15 protein-coding genes and 1 pseudogene are annotated in these 16,130 nt (G+C 62.7%); 10 read left to right on the forward strand and 6 right to left on the reverse strand.

Going from position 1 to position 16,130, the window contains the following annotated elements; all coding sequences use genetic code 11:
• The first annotated feature begins 68 nt into the window (after positions 1–68).
• The 3 genes from NCS00_RS29390 (at position 69) to NCS00_RS29400 (ending at position 4,628) form a co-directional block, all read left to right on the forward strand.
• Positions 69–2,744: a cation-translocating P-type ATPase gene (locus tag NCS00_RS29390; protein WP_250441752.1), complete on the forward strand. Its 2,676-nt coding sequence runs from the start codon at positions 69–71 to the stop codon at positions 2,742–2,744.
• 65 nt (positions 2,745–2,809) lie between these two features.
• On the forward strand, positions 2,810–3,964 hold the full coding sequence (locus tag NCS00_RS29395) for an AI-2E family transporter (RefSeq protein WP_250441753.1): 1,155 nt from the start codon (positions 2,810–2,812) through the stop codon (positions 3,962–3,964).
• Between the two features lie 178 nt (positions 3,965–4,142).
• Positions 4,143–4,628 (forward strand): carboxypeptidase-like regulatory domain-containing protein, encoded by a 486-nt coding sequence (locus tag NCS00_RS29400; RefSeq protein ID WP_250441754.1) that lies wholly within the window; start codon positions 4,143–4,145, stop codon positions 4,626–4,628.
• A 111-nt stretch (positions 4,629–4,739) separates the two neighbouring features.
• Here the strand turns inward: NCS00_RS29400 and NCS00_RS29405 are convergent, their stop codons facing one another.
• From NCS00_RS29405 to groL, 3 genes are all read right to left on the reverse strand, one after another.
• Positions 4,740–5,183 carry a hypothetical protein gene (locus NCS00_RS29405; protein WP_250441755.1) on the reverse strand — a complete coding sequence of 148 codons (444 nt, stop codon included), beginning with the start codon at positions 5,181–5,183 and terminating at the stop codon, positions 4,740–4,742.
• An 81-nt stretch (positions 5,184–5,264) separates the two neighbouring features.
• Positions 5,265–5,495, reverse strand: coding sequence for a ChaB family protein (locus NCS00_RS29410; protein WP_075583888.1), 231 nt, complete (start codon positions 5,493–5,495; stop codon positions 5,265–5,267).
• Between the two features lie 57 nt (positions 5,496–5,552).
• The gene (gene groL / locus NCS00_RS29415; RefSeq protein ID WP_250442072.1) at positions 5,553–7,184 is read right to left on the reverse strand and encodes a chaperonin GroEL; all 1,632 of its coding nucleotides are present in this window, start codon (positions 7,182–7,184) and stop codon (positions 5,553–5,555) included.
• 230 nt (positions 7,185–7,414) lie between these two features.
• Between groL and NCS00_RS29420 the strand changes: the two genes are divergently transcribed.
• From NCS00_RS29420 to NCS00_RS29450, 7 genes and pseudogenes are all read left to right on the forward strand, one after another.
• Positions 7,415–8,326, forward strand: coding sequence for a hypothetical protein (locus NCS00_RS29420; protein WP_250441756.1), 912 nt, complete (start codon positions 7,415–7,417; stop codon positions 8,324–8,326).
• 73 nt (positions 8,327–8,399) lie between these two features.
• Positions 8,400–8,864 (forward strand): CBS domain-containing protein, encoded by a 465-nt coding sequence (locus tag NCS00_RS29425; RefSeq protein ID WP_250441757.1) that lies wholly within the window; start codon positions 8,400–8,402, stop codon positions 8,862–8,864.
• A gap of 138 nt (positions 8,865–9,002) precedes the next feature.
• Entirely contained in the window at positions 9,003–9,749 is a 747-nt protein-coding gene (locus NCS00_RS29430) for a BON domain-containing protein (protein ID WP_250441758.1), read from the forward strand.
• A gap of 52 nt (positions 9,750–9,801) precedes the next feature.
• On the forward strand, positions 9,802–10,446 hold the full coding sequence (locus NCS00_RS29435; RefSeq protein WP_250441759.1) for a phosphoribosyltransferase: 645 nt from the start codon (positions 9,802–9,804) through the stop codon (positions 10,444–10,446).
• 50 nt (positions 10,447–10,496) lie between these two features.
• The gene (locus NCS00_RS29440) at positions 10,497–11,834 is read left to right on the forward strand and encodes an erythromycin esterase family protein (protein ID WP_250441760.1); all 1,338 of its coding nucleotides are present in this window, start codon (positions 10,497–10,499) and stop codon (positions 11,832–11,834) included.
• Positions 11,831–12,479, forward strand: a pseudogene (locus NCS00_RS29445) (dienelactone hydrolase family protein). The gene NCS00_RS29440 and the pseudogene NCS00_RS29445 overlap by 4 nt, the downstream one beginning before the upstream one ends.
• 159 nt (positions 12,480–12,638) lie before the next feature.
• Positions 12,639–12,899: a hypothetical protein gene (locus NCS00_RS29450; protein ID WP_035504323.1), complete on the forward strand. Its 261-nt coding sequence runs from the start codon at positions 12,639–12,641 to the stop codon at positions 12,897–12,899.
• A gap of 78 nt (positions 12,900–12,977) precedes the next feature.
• On the opposite strand, the gene NCS00_RS29455 is transcribed toward NCS00_RS29450, so the two are convergent.
• The 3 genes from NCS00_RS29455 to NCS00_RS29465 are packed head-to-tail and all read right to left on the reverse strand — an operon-like array spanning position 12,978 to position 16,127.
• Positions 12,978–13,871, reverse strand: coding sequence for a F0F1 ATP synthase subunit gamma (locus NCS00_RS29455; protein ID WP_250441761.1), 894 nt, complete (start codon positions 13,869–13,871; stop codon positions 12,978–12,980).
• Positions 13,868–15,385: a F0F1 ATP synthase subunit alpha gene (locus NCS00_RS29460; protein ID WP_250441762.1), complete on the reverse strand. Its 1,518-nt coding sequence runs from the start codon at positions 15,383–15,385 to the stop codon at positions 13,868–13,870. Before NCS00_RS29460 ends, NCS00_RS29455 begins: the two co-directional genes overlap by 4 nt.
• Positions 15,378–16,127 carry a F0F1 ATP synthase subunit delta gene (locus tag NCS00_RS29465; RefSeq protein ID WP_250441763.1) on the reverse strand — a complete coding sequence of 250 codons (750 nt, stop codon included), beginning with the start codon at positions 16,125–16,127 and terminating at the stop codon, positions 15,378–15,380. The genes NCS00_RS29460 and NCS00_RS29465 overlap by 8 nt, the downstream gene beginning before the upstream one ends.
• Positions 16,128–16,130 lie beyond the last annotated feature (3 nt).

A 16,130-nucleotide genomic window follows, 5' to 3' on the forward strand; every position in this document is an offset into this window, starting at 1 on the left:
CTGCGGGCACGTGCACGGACACGCGGTGACATTCCCGCGGCTTCGGCAACTTGATGGGCGAGAGCGCGATGACCGTCACCGACAATGCGCATTGGCACACGAAAGAAGCGCACAGCGTTGCGGTCGAGCAGTCGTCCGATCTCGAGAGAGGTCTCAGTTCAGATGAAGCCGCTCAGCGCCTGCTGAGCCACGGACCGAATGAGACGACGCGCGAGCAGCCGCGTCCGGTCATATCCCTCATCGTCTCGCAATTTGCGGACTTCATGAACCTCGTGTTGCTTACCGCGGCGGGAATCAGCGGCATGACGGGCGATGTCGAGGACGCGCTTGCCATTATCGCGCTCGTGTTGCTCAATGGCACGATAGGTGCGTTTCAGAGCGTGCGCGCGGAACACGCGATGGCGGAATTGAGAAAGCTCGGGGCGTTCCGCGCGACGGTGGTGCGCGACGGCGTCCGCATGACGATTCCTGCGAGCGAAGTCGTTCCCGGTGATGTCGCACTCCTTGAGGCCGGCGCAAGCGTGCCCGCGGACATTCGGCTCATCGCATGCGTGCAATTGAAGATCAGTGAAGCGGCATTGACCGGAGAATCGATAGCGGTCGACAAGGCGACGATGACTCTTTCGGACCATCATGCGCCGCTCGCCGAGCGCACCGACATGGCTTACATGGGAACGAGCGTCGCTTACGGAAGCGGGTCGGGGATTGTTGTCGCAACGGGCATGGAAACCGAGCTCGGCAAGATCGCTGCTCTGCTCAAACGCGTGGAGCTGCCGCGTACACCGCTGCAGAACCGTCTCGCAAGATTCGGACGCCAATTAGGCATCGCCATTGCAATCGTGTGTCTCGCACTCTTCGCCATGGGCCTTGCGCGTGGCGAACCCGTCACGTTGATGCTGCTCACATCGATCAGTCTTGCGGTGGCTGCGATACCCGAGGCATTGCCAACCGTGCTCGCCGTGATGCTTGCGCTCGGCGCGCGCAATCTCGCGCGGCGTCACGCTCTGGTGCGCAAGGCATCCGCCATCGAGACGCTTGGCTCGGTGAGCCACATCTGTACCGACAAGACCGGGACATTGACGCTCAACGAGATGCACGTAGTCGAACTGACCTCCCCGGGATGTGGGCGAATTGCTGGAGGCTTCCATGGGCCGGGTGTGCTGCCCCTGCTGTCGGCAGCGGCCATGAGTTGCAGCTCGGATGCTGGTGCGCGCGAGCATATGACTGGGCGATGGCTCGGTGATCCAACGGAGGTTGCTATATGGCGCGCCGCGGTCGACGCAGGGTTCGATGCTACCTCGCACGGCGAAGCCGGACAGCGGCTGCTCGAATTACCATTCGACTCGAAGCGCATGCGGATGACGACCCTGTACCGGACAGACGCCGGCTTCACAGCCTACATGAAAGGTGCCCCGGAAGCGGTCGTTGCACGCTGCGACGCGTGCATGGGCGATGTAGCGGCGACATTCGATCGCGCCGCGCAACTCGCGGCGGCAGCCTCGATGGCGGCCGACGGCGAGCGTGTGCTGGCCGTATCCATGCGTAGTTGGAGCGGGCTGGCAAAAATCGACCCTGTCGCGGAATCGCTCGAGTCCGGTCATACACTGCTCGGTTTCATCGGCATGCAAGACCCGCCGCGTCCCAATGCTCGCCATTCCGTCGACGTATGTAGGGCGGCCGGCATCGCTCCCGTGATGATCACCGGCGATCACCCCGTCACCGCGCGGGCGATCGCAAGATCGCTCGGCATTCTCGCTGAAGGCCAGTCCGTCCTGACCGGTCCCGAACTCGACGCTCTGAACGACAAAGCACTGGAGGCGGCGATCGAGAGCGTGGGTGTTTTCGCGCGGCTCGATCCGCCGCAGAAGATCCGCATCGTGGAAGCGCTGCAGGCGCGCGGGCATTGCGTGGCGGTGACGGGCGACGGCATCAACGACGCGCCCGCGCTGACACGCGCCGATATCGGCGTAGCAATGGGCAAGGGCGGCACGGACGTCGCGCGCGAAGCCGCGAGCATCGTGCTGCTCGACGACGATTTCAGCACGATCGTCGTCGGTATCGAGGAGGGACGGCGCATTTACGATAACGTTCGAAGATTCGTTCGCTATGCGTTGACCGGCAATACGGCGGAAGTTTGCGTCGTTGTCGCGGCGCCGTTTTTAGGTTTGCCCCTGCCACTGCTTCCTATCCAGATTCTCTGGATCAATCTTGTCACCGACGGTTTACCAGGACTCGCGCTTGCGGCCGAGCCCGCGGAGTCCGACATCATGCGGCGGCCGCCACGCGCGCGGCGCGAGAGTCTGTTCGCCGCGGGGACGTGGCAGCATATCGTCTGGGTGTCGATTGCAATGTCGCTCGTTACGCTCGCCACTCAAGGGTTTGCATGGAGTACGGATCAGGCCCAATGGCAAACCATGACGTTCACGGTACTGTCGCTTTCGCAGATGGGCTATGTGATTGCCATCCGCTCCGCGCGCAGATCAGTATTCGAGCTAGGCCTGCTGTCGAACCGCGCGCTTGCCGGCGCGGTTGCCTTGACGTTCGCGTTGCAGATCGCGGCGATTTACGTGCCTTTTATGAATACGGTTTTACGCACGGAGCCGCTCGACGCCTGGCAACTGGCCTGTTCTCTTGCGCTGTCTTGCGTAGTGTTCGTGCTCGTGGAGCTCGAGAAATACGTGAGGCGACACGGGCTGTTTCGCAGGGCCCGACATGCGTCGCGGCGCGAGGCATCGCTTCGCTAGCGCGAAGTCGACGTCGCGCTCCTCGATGACGCTCAGGCTTAGGCAGCGCAAACCGGGACATCGAGATGCAAAAGAGACCGTCTGTTGTCGACGCATCGTGGCTCCCCGCCATCCTGATCCTCGCGTTGGGCATAGTCATGTTTCGCCCGTTCATCGGCCCCGTATTGTGGTCGTTCATTCTTGCCTATGCGACCTGGCCGTTGTTCGTCGTCGTGCATCAGCGCCTGCGCGGACGGGCCTCGCTAAGCGCGCTTGCGACGACCGCGGCAGTCGCGATTGTCATCATCGGGGCGATGATCGCCATTGCGGTGCCCCTGACGCATGAAGTCGTTGACGTCGTTCGCCGGCTCGTTGCGTGGAGCGGCGGCGAGCCGAGGCGGCTCGCGGCGATCGTCTCGGACATTCCTGTCGTCGGCGAGAAGCTGTCCGAGTTGACACGTGAGGTGCCTGCATGGAGCGCTGAAGTCGCAGCCCTGCGCAATGGGTGGCTGAGCGCTCTTTCAAAGGTGGGTCGTCTGGCGGGACAAAACGCGCTCCAATTCGGCTTTACCTTCATTGCGCTCTATTTCACGTATCGGCACGGTGAATCGCTGATCGTGAAGGTGCATCGGCTGCTGAAACCGCTCATCGGTCCGAGGCTCCCGCTTTACGTCGCATCGCTTAGACGTGTCACACGGGCGGTGCTTTTCGGCGTGCCCATCACCGCGATCGGACAGGCGACTGTGGCGGGCATCGGCTATTGGGCGGCAGGCGCGGACGAGCCCGTCCTGCTCACGTTGCTCACCATGCTCGCGGCGCTCGTTCCATTTGGGGCGCTGTTCGTCTGGCTGCCTACGGGAGTGGCTCTCCTCGTGGATGGAAGCCCGTGGGACGGCGTCGGACTGTTGCTCTGGGGCGCAGTGGTGGTGAGTTCGATCGACAATGTCATACGCATGATAGTCATCGGCAACGCGATCCGCATGCCGTTCGCGCTCGCGCTGGTCAGCATCCTCGGAGGTGTCGCCGCATTCGGGCTGATCGGATTGTTCGTCGGTCCCCTCGTGGCGGAGATGCTTCGCATGCTGTGGGATGCGCGCGTGCCGGACGCGGCGCGGCGGGAGCGTTGCGCCGTCCGGCCAATCGGTGGCCGCTGCCTGCTGGTCCACCATCGCTATCCGACAGCAGCCGCGCGCGCGATGGCGCGACGCAGCTTTCGACAAGCGCGAAGTCGGCAAAAGTAGCGGTTGCGTCCCGCTCACCGTACGCCGCGGAACGAATTTTCGATGGCTCGTTCCACTTGATGTGCGTCAACCGGAACGAGTGCGATGGTGGGATGCTTCCAACACCGGAGCGGATAGACGATGGCGGCTAGGCTTTCGATACTTCGCTCGTTTTGCACCTAAACCCGAGAAACCGATCATGCAAGTCTCCCACCGATCGTTCCTTCGCGTACCCTTTGGCTTCATGCTTGCACTCACCACTTGGTCCGCCATGTCTCAACCGCTGCCCGAGCCGGTTAGCCGGGACGGCGTGCTTTATGCCACTGGCGGGATCGGCATAGACGAAGCACGCGCGTTCCAGGCTGCCGGGCCTCGGTATAGCTTGCGTCTGACTTTTGCGATGCCCTCGGGCGGCTATCTTTCCGATGTCGATGTGACTATCACGTCGAATACGGGTCATCCCGTGCTGCATGCGCGCAGCGAAGGCCCGTTTCTTTTCGTCATGCTGCCCGCAGGCCGCTATCGCATTCTCGCCAACAATGGCGCGGCCCAAGTGACGAGGCTGGTGACGGTGCCATCTCGAGGCGGAGTTCAGGTGAATGTCACGATGTCCGAAGCCCCCCTCGGTGCCCGCGCTGTGACGCCTGGACGCTGCCCGCGCTGTAACCCCTCGGCGGGGCGCTAGCCCAATTTCGAGGTGGTCCAGAGGGCCGGACAACGCATTTCGGACAATACATGGACTTTTCACAAGGACTTCCCGGCCGGGCAGCGCTAAGACGCGAAGCGGGCGGATGTTTCAAGCGCTATGGGCCGTCGTGAGATCCCGCCCTTTGGACAGCTCTCCCCAATCGATCGGACCATATAGGGTTCCACCGGCTACGCTGACGAGAAGATGGAATTGACGCAAGGTCACGCCCGCCTTGATGTGCACCGGTTCGCCGTGAAAATAGCTCTCGGTGCGCAGCCACGGCGCCGCGCCCTCATTGAGTTCACGCACACTAAGCGAGTGTCCGTTGCGGCCTGCTTCGGGCGGAAAGAACGGACCGTCGAAAGCCACTTTGAGAATCGGATGGATTCTGCTGGAATCGGGTAACCCGGCATGGAGTTCGTAGGGGGCTTGGTCCCAGTGTTCCCCCCATTGACGGTCAAGTGCGACGCGAGTGAAGAACGCCCAGGGGACGCGCACGAAACAAAGCCGGTAGTCGTCACCGACCGGATCGAAATTGGCGCTAAGTGTCATGATGCCGCTTCCTTCATTCTGCCCGTTAACAACAACGTCGTTGTTCGAGCAAGTCGGATGGTGGACAAAACTAGCCGGCGGCTAATCGGCGTTGTTCCAGACAGCGGCCTTGCGAACCCAGAATCGGTCCTGCTTCTCATACAGGCGCTTTACGCCTGCCCAGGCAATCCGGTGAGCTGCTTCCTCGCGCCGCGGATCGTTGCGATGATCTTCAAATGCATGGTTAAATGCGGCGCGGTAAATGTCCTGAGCGTGCGGAGGCAAATGAAGCCGCACCGCTGACGGCAAGTCGGCGTTCGTCGCGTAAGGCATGAAGACTCCTCGGTGCCCGGGTTACTTTGTGGTCGGCTAAGGTGTCGAGTTGCGCGTTTAAAATTCCTCGCTCAAATAGCTGGGCACGTTTCCTCCACGATTTGCCGTCGCGAGCGCCGGTTGCTGCGCCACCATGCAATCGGTCGTCATCAGCAGCGAGGCGACCGATATCGCGTTTTGAAGGGCCGAGCGCGTCACCTTCAGCGGATCGACGATGCCGGCGTCGAACATGTCGAGGTAGCGATCGTGCGCGGCGTCATAGCCCTGTGTGTCGTGCGCCTCCGCAACCTTGTGCACGACCGTCTGCGCATCGGCGCCCGCATTCTGCGCGATTTGCCGCAGCGGCGCCGCCAGCGCTTCGTGGACAATGCATGCCCCCGTGCGCCACGTGTCCGACTCACTTTCACGCGGCGTGAGCGCGGCGCGTGCGCGTAAGAGCGCCACGCCGCCACCCGCCACGATGCCTTCCTCCACTGCCGCACGTGTTGCATGAAGCGCGTCCTCGAAGCGGCTCTTGCGCTCGCGCAGCCCGGTTTCGGTGGCAGCGCCGACCCGAATGACGGCAACGCCACCCGAGAGTTTGGTCAGGCGCAACTCAAGTGCCTCACGGTCGTATTTCGTCTTCGCATCGCTCAGCCGCCTTCTAAGTCCGGCGACGCGGTCGGCCACAGCATGTCCGTTCGTTTGCGCCGCGATCAGAATCGACTTCTCGCGGCCCACCTCGACGCGACGCGCGCTGCCGAGGTCGGTCGGTGTGGCTTGTTCCAGGGTACGGCCCATCTGAGGGGAAATGACGGTCGCACCCGTCAACGCCGCAAGATCGGCGAGCTGCTCGCCACGAGCATCGCCGAAGCCGGGAGATCGGATGGCGCACGATTTGAGCGTGCCGCGCAGGTGATTGACGACCAGGGTCGCGAGCGCTTCGCCTTCGACTTCGTTTGCGACGATCAGCAGCGGCTTGCCGCTTCCGCTGACGGCCTCGAGCACAGGAAGCAACTGCGCGACAGAGCTGATGTTCATATCGCACAACAGGACGCGGGGCTCCTCCAATACGACCTCGGGATGCTCAGGCTGGGTGAACAAGGCGGATAAATACCCGCGCTCGATGACCGAGCCTTCCACCACATCGAGCTCATCCTCGAGGCGCGAGCCGTCCTCGATGCTCACGGCGCCTTCCTGCCCAACACGACCGACGGCACGGGCGACGAGCTCTCCGATGCTTGCATCTCCACTCGCGGAGATGGTCGCGATGTTGCGCATGGCATCGCTGGTGGAGCACGGCCTAGACATTTCGTGCAGCGCCGCAACGACACGCTTGCCAGCGTCCTCGATGGCGCGCTTGAGCTCCATCGGGTCGTGCCCCGCGGTGACGCATTTCATGCCTTCTATGACCATCGCCTGAGCGAGTGTCGTCGCAGTCGTCGTGCCATCGCCCGCAACCTCACTGGTCTTCGTCGCAACTTCCCGCAGCAGCCGCGCCCCCATTTCCTCGAAAGGATCGACGAGCTCGATGGCGCTCGCAACCACAACGCCTGAATTGGCCACGATCGGTGGGCCCCCCTCGCGCTGAAGGATCACATTTCGTCCTCCAGGCCCGAGGGTGACCTTTACGGCCTCCGCTAGCACGTTCACACCGTTGAGCAGCAAATGGCGCGCTGATTGATGGAATACGAGTGACTTTGCCGTCATGTCGTGCTTCTCGATGAGGTTAGCCTTGACCTGCCTATTCAACCCACGATGCGCGTTGAAGCGGTTGACTTGCATCAAACCACCGGACGATTTAAGGCCCTGCCGCTCGATGGAATCGACGCACGCTTCAATTGATGATTGATCCGTGTCAATTGACGGCGGGGAAGTGACGATAACCTGAGGGCACGCTTGGCCGAGGTGGCCGACCGATCAGCTCAGGAGGATGCGGCATGAGTCAAGGCAGCCATTCGACATTGAAGCGCCTGCGCGCATACCTCGACGTGCATGGCCCGTCATTCGGAACACCGGCCACGGTTCAGATGCCGTCGGCTTGGGCTTGGGCTTCGGCGTGCGGCGAGGCTTGGCAGATTGCCGACGGTCTGGAGCGAGGTGAGGGCATGCGCAGTCTGAAGCGTGCAAAAAGCCTGAATGCGGACAGTGTCGCCGCACTGGTGCACGAACTCGTGTTCGAACTCGGCGCGCTCCTGAGATGTTTGCCCGAAGCTGAGTCAATTGACGCGCTCGCCAGCGACTTCCGGACCTTTCTCGCTCTCGCAACGCGATATGAACAGGGATCCGAAGGCGCCGAGGGCCTGCTCAGGATGATCCTTGAGAACCAGGCCTTTCCTGTCGGCAGCCTTCAGAACTTGGACCACGGGTTTGCCGTCGCCATCGAGGCCTATCTGCTTGGTTCTCTGCTGCGTCTGTGCGCTCTGCAAGAACAGGCGCTTCGAAGTGGCGAGGCATCGGATGCCAGGGCGGTGAGTGCTTATTCAAGCCTGGCCGCGCGAACGGGCTTGGCGGCAATCGACACGCTGAGAACCCTTAATACGTCCCGCGTCGGCGCAATGGCTTGTGAACGTGAGTCGGGTGGATGTCGGGACACGGGCGACGAGCGCGAGTGTTGGTGGTGGCACCGCTACAGATACGAGGTCGACGGCATACGACGGTATTCCCGCTCCTGGGTGGGGGACGGGGCCAACGGCAATGCTCTGAAGACGCCGCTCGAGTCCGAACGGACCTTGGAGATACAGAGAATTTCCGCATACCTCGAAAACGACGTACTGCCTCCCATACGCCATACGGTGTCGTTGCTCGTGCGGATTGGGCAAATGACACCGCGGCAGCGCACGGCGCCTTGATAACGAGGGAATAGTCGGTCCATACACCATTGCGCGGGCGCCTTAAGGCGGGCGCAACGACGAGGAGAATTAGATGAAGGTCGCAGATATGTATAGCAAGGGTACCGTGCACATTCCCATGTCATGCACCGTGCAGGAAGCCGCCAAGCAAATGCGCGATCAGCACGTCGGCGCGCTCGCGGTCACAGAAGGCGGCGAGTCGGGCCGGGCCATCGGCGTGGTCACCGACCGGGACATCGTCTTGAAGACTGTGGCACAGGGCGTCGCACCGGCCGATATTCTCGTTGGCGAAGTCGTGACGCCGGGCATGCTGACCGTGGACGCGCAGGCCGACAGCGTCGATGCCGTGCAAACGATGCTCAGTCATGGCGTACGGCGTCTCGCGGTCACATGCGGTGAGGATCGCGTCGTCGGAGTGCTGTCCCTGGACGATCTCATGGAAGCGTACGGCCGAGACATGGCGATGCTGTCGTCGCTTCTTGCGAACGCGCGCAATCGCGAGCGAACGGGCAGTGTGCAGTCAGCATTGCATATGTAGCGGAGCATTGCTCCGTACAGGGAGGCCGATCATGAGATCTTTGGGGTGGATTCCGGGCATGAGCCCAGCCGTAACGGCCGGTATGGCCAATTCGAGGTGGCTCGAACTAAAAGCCGAACGCAGCCTGGGACGACTGACATGAGCACGATAACCTTGCGGCCAGCGGAAGTCACCGCACCCAGCCAGATCGCACTCGCAAATGAGGAACCTGCCGCTGAAGGCTCTCCGCAATCCGACAATGCCTTGTTCGTTGAAACGATCAACGTGCTTCAGCACGATCCGCACTTCGCTTCGGAACCGGTGTTCGCAGATGTCCACGACGGACACGTGACACTGCGGGGAAGCGTCAGAAGCTTCGCGAGCAAGGTAGTTGCATGCGAGATCGTCGGAGGGCTGTCGGGGGTCGCCTCGGTGACCGACTGCCTGGTCGTTGAGTTGCCGCCCGACGCGCGGCGCACCGACGCCGCGCTGGCTTCGGACGTTCACGCGGCCCTGAAATGGGAGGCGTGCCTTCCCGCCGACGCCATCGACGTTGACGTCGCTCACGGGTGTGTCACCTTGTCGGGTGAGATGCCCTGGTCGTTTCAGAAAAAACTCGCGGAGCATGCCGTCGCGCGTCTGACCGGCGTCACTGGACTAGTCAACCTGTTGCGGGTGAGTGACCGCCAGACTCAAATGCAGGCGATTACAGGTATCCATGCGGCCCTGCGCCGGGCGGCCGACATCGAAGCGGACGATATCGAAGTACTGGTTGCGCACGGCACGGTGACGCTGCGAGGCACAGTGTCGTCGCCAGCCGCGAAAAAGCTCGCATACGACACGGTTCGTTCCCTTGATGGCGTCCATACGGTGCGCGACGAGATCCGCATCGGACACGGCGACTGACGGGCGTCCGCCAAACCGACATCGAGCTTTTCTTTCCAACGACGAGGCCAGCATGAGCTTTCCATTTATCGACAGAACGGACGCGGGCATCAAACTCGCGCACGCCCTGCACGAATTCGCTGGTCGGAGCGATGTTGTCGTCCTTGCGCTGCCGCGCGGAGGCGTCCCGGTCGCGGCCGAAGTTGCGCGCATGCTCAATGTGCCACTGGACGTGCTGATCGTGCGCAAACTTGGCTTGCCTGATGATCCCGAGTTGGCAATGGGCGCGATTGCAAGCGGGGGTGTGACCTTTATCAACGAACCCGTCGTGCGGGCGTTCCGCATATCGCCCGAAGTACTGACCGATGCCGTCGCTCAGCAACGAGTCGAGTTGGAGCGGCGAGAAAATTTGTATCGCGGTTCGCGCGAAGCGGTATCGATCGAGGGCAAGACGGTCATTCTGGTCGACGACGGCATTGCGACTGGCTCATCGATACGCGTTGCCCTGTCAATGCTGCAATCGAGGCTCCCAGCTCATGTCGTGGTTGCGGTTCCGGTAGCGCCCGAGCATTTCCGATATGAAATCGAGGCGATGGGCGTGGAATTCGTGTGCCGTATCGAAGCCGCGAACATGATGGGCGTCGGTGGCTTTTATCAGCATTTCGATCAGGTCAGCGATGACGAAGTCACGCATACGCTTGCGAGCCTGACAGCCTGACTCCCGCAAGTTGCCGAGCCGGGACTCGAGATCGTGCAAAGGAGCACGCCGTGCAGCCATCCAAGACTCCCTTCCTCGCAGTGCACGAGTTAGGTCAACGCCTGCTCGACAGACCATCGGACTATGATGCCCTGATCGATATGACGTCCGGGTGTGATTACGTGCTTCTCGGCGAGGCGACGCACGGCACGGCAGACTTCTACCGTATGCGCGCCGCGATCACCCGGCGACTGATCGAGGAACACGGCTTTGACGGGGTCGCGATCGAAGGCGACTGGCCCGATACGTGGCGGGTCAACCGGTACGTGCAACTCGATGACGATATCGATGCGAGCGCGTCGCTCGATGCCTTCAACCGGTTCCCGACGTGGATGTGGCGCAACCGCGAGATGCTCGAGTTCGTTAGATGGCTGCGTGTGCATAACTCGAAACATCACTCTGAGAATCGAGTCGGTGTATATGGACTCGATCTGTACAGTCTGTACCGGTCCGCGGATGCGGTGATCCGTTACCTCGAAGCAGTTGATCCCGTTCAGGCTGATATGGCGCGCGCTCGTTACGAAGCGCTCGATCACGTACGGGAGCCGCAGTCGTATGGTTACGCTGTCGCGGTGGGCGCGAGGACTCCGGCGAGCGCGGCCGTCATCGAACAGCTTGCCCGTCTGCGCGCGGAGGAGTTTGAGTATTTGTCGCGCGACGGGCTCGATGCGCTCGATGCACAGTTCTTTGCTGAGCAAAACGCGCGGGTCGTGGTCAACGCGGAAGCCTACTACCGAGAGATGTTCACCGGCCGGCTCAACACATGGAACCTGAGAGATGCTCATATGGCCAGAACGCTGTTCGCGTTGGCCAAATACAGGGTCCGACGCGGCGGTGCAGGACGTATTGTCGTATGGGCGCACAACTCTCATCTCGGCGATGCGCGGGCGACCGAATCACACCAGCGGAGGGAGTGGAATTTAGGGCAACTCGTGCGTGAACAAGTCGGGAAGAAGGCGTTGCTCGTAGGATTCACGACCTATACAGGCCTTGTTTCCGCGGCTTCTCGATGGGACGGTGAAGTTGAACTGAAGCGTGTCTGCACGGCGCTGCCGGACAGCTGGGAGCATCTGTTTCATACGACCGGACTCGATCGGTTCTTCCTGCCGCTGAGGGACGCGGCGGCGGCGCCCTTGCAGGAAACGCTGCTTGAACGAGCCATTGGTGTCTTGTATCTGCCAAGAACAGAGCGTGAGAGTCACTACTTCGTAGCGTCGCTTGCGCATCAATTCGACGCAGTCTTCCATCTCGACGAGACCAGTGCGCTGGAGCCGCTTTTGCCTCCGACGGGCTGGAAGGCTGCTGGTCAGAGCGAACGAACAGCGCTTCCAGAGGAGGGAGAAGCGTGAAGGTGTTCGAGGTCAGCTTGCCGGCTGACCAACTCCAATTGCAAGGAGCGCTGGTCATCCCAGACCAGGCAAGCGGCATCGTCGTATTCGTTCATGGTAGCGGCAGCAGCCGTTTGAGCCCTCGCAATCGGGCCGTTGCGAGATCGTTGCAAGCTTCCGGCTTGGCGATGCTGCTTTTTGACTTGCTGGTGCACGACGAGGCCGAGCGGGATTCTCTCACTGCGGAGTATCGCTTCGATATCCCGCTACTGGCGCGCCGTCTATCATGCGTGCTGGACTGGTTGTCGGCTTGCCGGGAAATGAGCGGACTGGCGATCGGATTATTCGGCGCGAGCACCGGCGCAGCCGCCGCGCTCATCGTCGCCGCCGCGCGGCACGAGGTGCACGCGGTCGTATCAAGGGGCGGACGCCCTGACCTTGCAGATGAGGCGCTGGCTCGGGTCGAAGCACCGACGCTGGATTGTCGGCGCCCGCGACAGGGAAGTGATCGAACTCAATCGCCGCGCGTCGGACCAGATGATGTGTGAGCGAAAGTTGGTCCTGGTACCGAAGGCCACTCATCTCTTCGAGGAAACCGGCGCGTTGGAGCGCGTGGCACGTCTCGCCGTCGACTGGTTCGTGCCGAGATTGTCAGCGCCACGCTGATCGTCCTCACGCCATCAACGTCGGCGGAGGTCGTGTAGGGTTCCCCTGACAGACATTCAAGAAGTCCTACCGCCATTTCAGCCAGGGCTGATTGCTGCGTACCGGGATGACACCGATACTGATAGTGCACAGTCACGTCTACCGATGCGGGAGGTTGCAATGAGCGATGACCACGTCAACGGAACGGGCGATCCTGCTCAAGGATTCCATCCGTCTCACAACGTCCTGACCACGACCGGCGAGGCATGCTGCGATGAAATGGCCACGTTGATTTCCCTGGCAAGAGATGCTGGCATGCTCATCACGCTTGACGGCCAAATCGGGCGTGAGAAGTATCAGAGCATCGCCGGATCGCTCACTTCATTGCGCTGCTTCGCGATCAAGTTGCAAGATCTGTTGCTCACTCGCGTTCCCGCCTAGCACTAGCCTTCTGACGCAGCACGCTTGGTCGGGGCGTGCATTCGTCAGTCGATCGGGGGCGCCGCGCGCGTGCCGGAGTCAGTTAAGGTTTCGATGCTCCGGAAGGCTACTGGTTGCCCGAGTCCCCGCAGATAACTCAACGATTTCCGCTGTCACCATCTCCTGCCGCAGCCGGCAAAAGGAACCCGAAAGGCGCCGCGCAGTCTGGTGAACATTGTCCAGCGCGGCGCTCATCGCACGCATGCGGGCTTCGTTTTCGGCCGCATACGAGAGCATGATGGCCTCGCATAATTGCGCAAACACGTATTCCTGCGCGAGCTTTGCGAGCAACGTCGCCGCCCGCATCGACACGAGTGGCGGAGAACGCCGCGCTCGCGAGCACGGACGTGTGAAGCGCGCGAAATCGAAGGGCAACAGCGCGTGCCGGACCAGCGTGGGTGAGGGGCCCGGCGCGCGTTGCGCATGCACGAGCGAGACGCGCGAGGCGTGCGCCGCTCGCAACTGATCATACAGCGCATCGGCAAGGCGATCGGCAAGAACGGGCACCTCGTCGGCATGGATGGGCATCGACCCGGCCCAAACGATGGCAAGACCCTGTTCTCGCGCCACAGTCTCGCCGCGCGTGCCCATCACGAAGTACTCGGTCTTGTCTGCCTCATGTGCGGCGTCAGCGCTTGCGACGATATGTTCGTTGAACGTGCCGACGAACCCTTGTTCGGCGCACAGCAATACGATGATATGGTTCGACGCACGCAGATCGCTTGTCGCCGCTTCGCCACGGGACGGATCGTCAAGCCGGAGCGCGTCGGCGATCGCTTCTCCGATCACCAGCGAGCAGGACTGGATTCCCGCGATGCGTTCTTGTGCCTCGCGCGATCTCGCCGCCGCAATGGCGCGCATCGCGTTCACGACCGATTCCAGTTCGCGCACACTGTCGATGTGCTCCCGCAACGCGCCCATGCGTTCGGTCATGACGATGCGCTCCAATCGGCATCGCGCGCCCGAGGCTCATTGACGAGCTCGCGGACCAGGGCGACGAGCGCATCGCGTGCGGATGCGTCGAGCGGCGTGCTTTCTCCCGATTTGGCATCGATGCGGGCGGGCAGCCGCTCGCGGGCATCAACGATGCTTTCGGGAGGCAATGCATCGAAGACGCCATCGTCGAGCGCTGCGAGCAAGGCGACCGTGTCCACGGCACGCAGCGCCGCGAAGCGCGGCTGTGTGATGAGCGCGCGAATGCGCTCGCCGCGCGCAAGTTGCGCCTTGACGCGCGCATCGGTGAGCCCGCCGAAACGGGTGAACATCTCCAGTTCGAGGAACTGCGTGTAATCGAGCCGCAGGCGCCCGGCGACGGCGCGCAGCGGCGCGATTTGCGCCTTGCCGCCGACCCGGCTCACGCTCAGTCCCACATCGACGGCAGGCCGTTGATTCGCGGCAAACAGCCGTGCATCGAGCATGATCTGGCCATCCGTGATGGAAATGAGGTTGGTCGGGATATACCCCGAAAGGTCGCCGCCTTCGGTCTGCGCGATGGGTAAGGCAGTTAGCGAACCGCCGCCGCGCCCGGGCGAAAGCTGCGCGGCGCGCTCGAGCAGGCGCGCGTGCAGATAGAACACATCGCCGGGATAAGCCTCGCGTCCCGGCGGCTCACGCGTCAGCAGCGCAAGTTCGCGATGGGTAGCCGCGTGGTGGGTGAGATCATCGATGACCACGAGGGCGTGCTGTCCGCGATCGCGAAAGTACTCCGCAATCGAAAAACCGCTGAACGGCGCGATCCATTGCAGTCCCGGCGAAGCAGCCGACGAGGCGACGACGAATACGCAGCGCGCGATATCGCCGTGACGGCGCACCGCGTCGAGCACGCGCTGCACGGCGGTGGCGCGCTGGCCGATGGCCGCGTAGACGCAGATCACATCGGTGTGTTTCTGGTTCACCATGGCGTCGACCGCGATCGACGTCTTGCCGGTCGCGCGGTCACCGATGATCAACTCGCGCTGGCCGCGTCCGATCGCGAACAGCGCATCGATGAGCAGGATGCCAGTGGCAATCGGCTCGCTCACCAAAGCGCGTTCGATGATCGCCGGCGCGGGCCGTTCGATCGGCAGGCGCTCGCTGGCGAGCACAGGCTCGTCGCGATCCAGCGGACGGCCCAGCGGATCCACCACGCGACCAAGCAGCGCGTCACCGACGGGCACATCCACAAGCTCACCTGTCGCGCTCACTTGCGAACCCGCTTCGATGGCGCCGCCGTCGTCGAGCAGGACGGCCTCGATCGCGTGATCGTCGAGCGCGAGCGCAAATCCTGTCCGGCCGTTCTCGAAACGCATCAGCTCGTGCAGCCGAACATCAGGTAAGCCGGAAACTGACGCGACCGAATCCGCGATGCGCTCGACACGCCCCACCATCTCCGCGCGTGGCGCGAACACCGTGCGGGCGAGGGCGGCGCGGCTGTGCGCGAGCCAGTTGTCGGGGACCCGGCTAGCCATGATTCGAGTCGTTGCCGATCAGCTCGGCCTTCAACCGTTCGAGATCGGCGCGCAGGCTGTCGCGCACGATCACATGCGCAGTGCGCAGTTCGAGGCCGGCGATCAGGCCGGCATCGACCGTAATTTCAAGGCGGGGCTCACGGCGCAAGACCTTCGTGAGCGCTGCACGGCAAGCGCCTGCTTCTGTCTCGCTCAACGCGCGGGGCACGCTCAGTTGTATCGGCGTGTCGCTCCGGCCGATCTGTTCGCACACGGCCTCGGGCAGAGCGGCGATCTGCCGCGCGAGACTTTCGACGAATCCGGAGATACGCGCGGCGGGATCGAGCCGCTCGAACAGGCGCGCGGCGATGTCGAGCGCGAACGACGATGCGCGCTCGGCATCCGCGCGGCTAGCCGCGTCACGGGCGGCGTCGATATCGGCTTGCGCCCGCGCGCGCAGCGCGGCGATATCCGCCTGCGCGTCTTGCTCGAGTGCCACCTTGAGCGTGTGCGCCTCGGCGGCAGTTGCGTCGAAGAGTTTCGCGCGCTCGGCTTCGAAACGCGCCTTCTCGTCGGCCGCGCGCCGCTGCGCGTTTTCGGCGGCGGCTTTCGCGGCGGCGGCCTCGGCGATCAGCGCGGATGCCGCGCCTTGCCTGTCAGCGATGATCTTCGCGACGGGACGAAACAGGAAGCGTGCGAGCAGCCAGACCAGGACCAGCGCATTGACGGCCTGCAGCGCGAGCGTCGTCCAGTCGATATGCATGGC

The sequence above is a fragment of the Caballeronia sp. AZ1_KS37 genome, assembly GCF_023631165.1.
Taxonomy (GTDB): Bacteria; Pseudomonadota; Gammaproteobacteria; order Burkholderiales; family Burkholderiaceae; genus Caballeronia; species Caballeronia zhejiangensis.

Excerpts from the sequence above, each read along its gene's own strand:
- NCS00_RS29390 (WP_250441752.1), top strand. The coding sequence starts at position 69 with ATGACCGTCACCGACAATGCGCATTGGCACACGAAAGAAGCGCACAGC.
- NCS00_RS29395 (WP_250441753.1), top strand. The coding sequence starts at position 2,810 with ATGCAAAAGAGACCGTCTGTTGTCGACGCATCGTGGCTCCCCGCCATC.
- NCS00_RS29400 (WP_250441754.1), top strand. The coding sequence starts at position 4,143 with ATGCAAGTCTCCCACCGATCGTTCCTTCGCGTACCCTTTGGCTTCATG.
- NCS00_RS29405 (WP_250441755.1), bottom strand. The coding sequence starts at position 5,183 with ATGACACTTAGCGCCAATTTCGATCCGGTCGGTGACGACTACCGGCTT.
- NCS00_RS29410 (WP_075583888.1), bottom strand. The coding sequence starts at position 5,495 with ATGCCTTACGCGACGAACGCCGACTTGCCGTCAGCGGTGCGGCTTCAT.
- groL (WP_250442072.1), bottom strand. The coding sequence starts at position 7,184 with ATGACGGCAAAGTCACTCGTATTCCATCAATCAGCGCGCCATTTGCTG.
- NCS00_RS29420 (WP_250441756.1), top strand. The coding sequence starts at position 7,415 with ATGAGTCAAGGCAGCCATTCGACATTGAAGCGCCTGCGCGCATACCTC.
- NCS00_RS29425 (WP_250441757.1), top strand. The coding sequence starts at position 8,400 with ATGAAGGTCGCAGATATGTATAGCAAGGGTACCGTGCACATTCCCATG.
- NCS00_RS29430 (WP_250441758.1), top strand. The coding sequence starts at position 9,003 with ATGAGCACGATAACCTTGCGGCCAGCGGAAGTCACCGCACCCAGCCAG.
- NCS00_RS29435 (WP_250441759.1), top strand. The coding sequence starts at position 9,802 with ATGAGCTTTCCATTTATCGACAGAACGGACGCGGGCATCAAACTCGCG.
- NCS00_RS29450 (WP_035504323.1), top strand. The coding sequence starts at position 12,639 with ATGAGCGATGACCACGTCAACGGAACGGGCGATCCTGCTCAAGGATTC.
- NCS00_RS29455 (WP_250441761.1), bottom strand. The coding sequence starts at position 13,871 with ATGACCGAACGCATGGGCGCGTTGCGGGAGCACATCGACAGTGTGCGC.
- NCS00_RS29460 (WP_250441762.1), bottom strand. The coding sequence starts at position 15,385 with ATGGCTAGCCGGGTCCCCGACAACTGGCTCGCGCACAGCCGCGCCGCC.
- NCS00_RS29465 (WP_250441763.1), bottom strand. The coding sequence starts at position 16,127 with ATGCATATCGACTGGACGACGCTCGCGCTGCAGGCCGTCAATGCGCTG.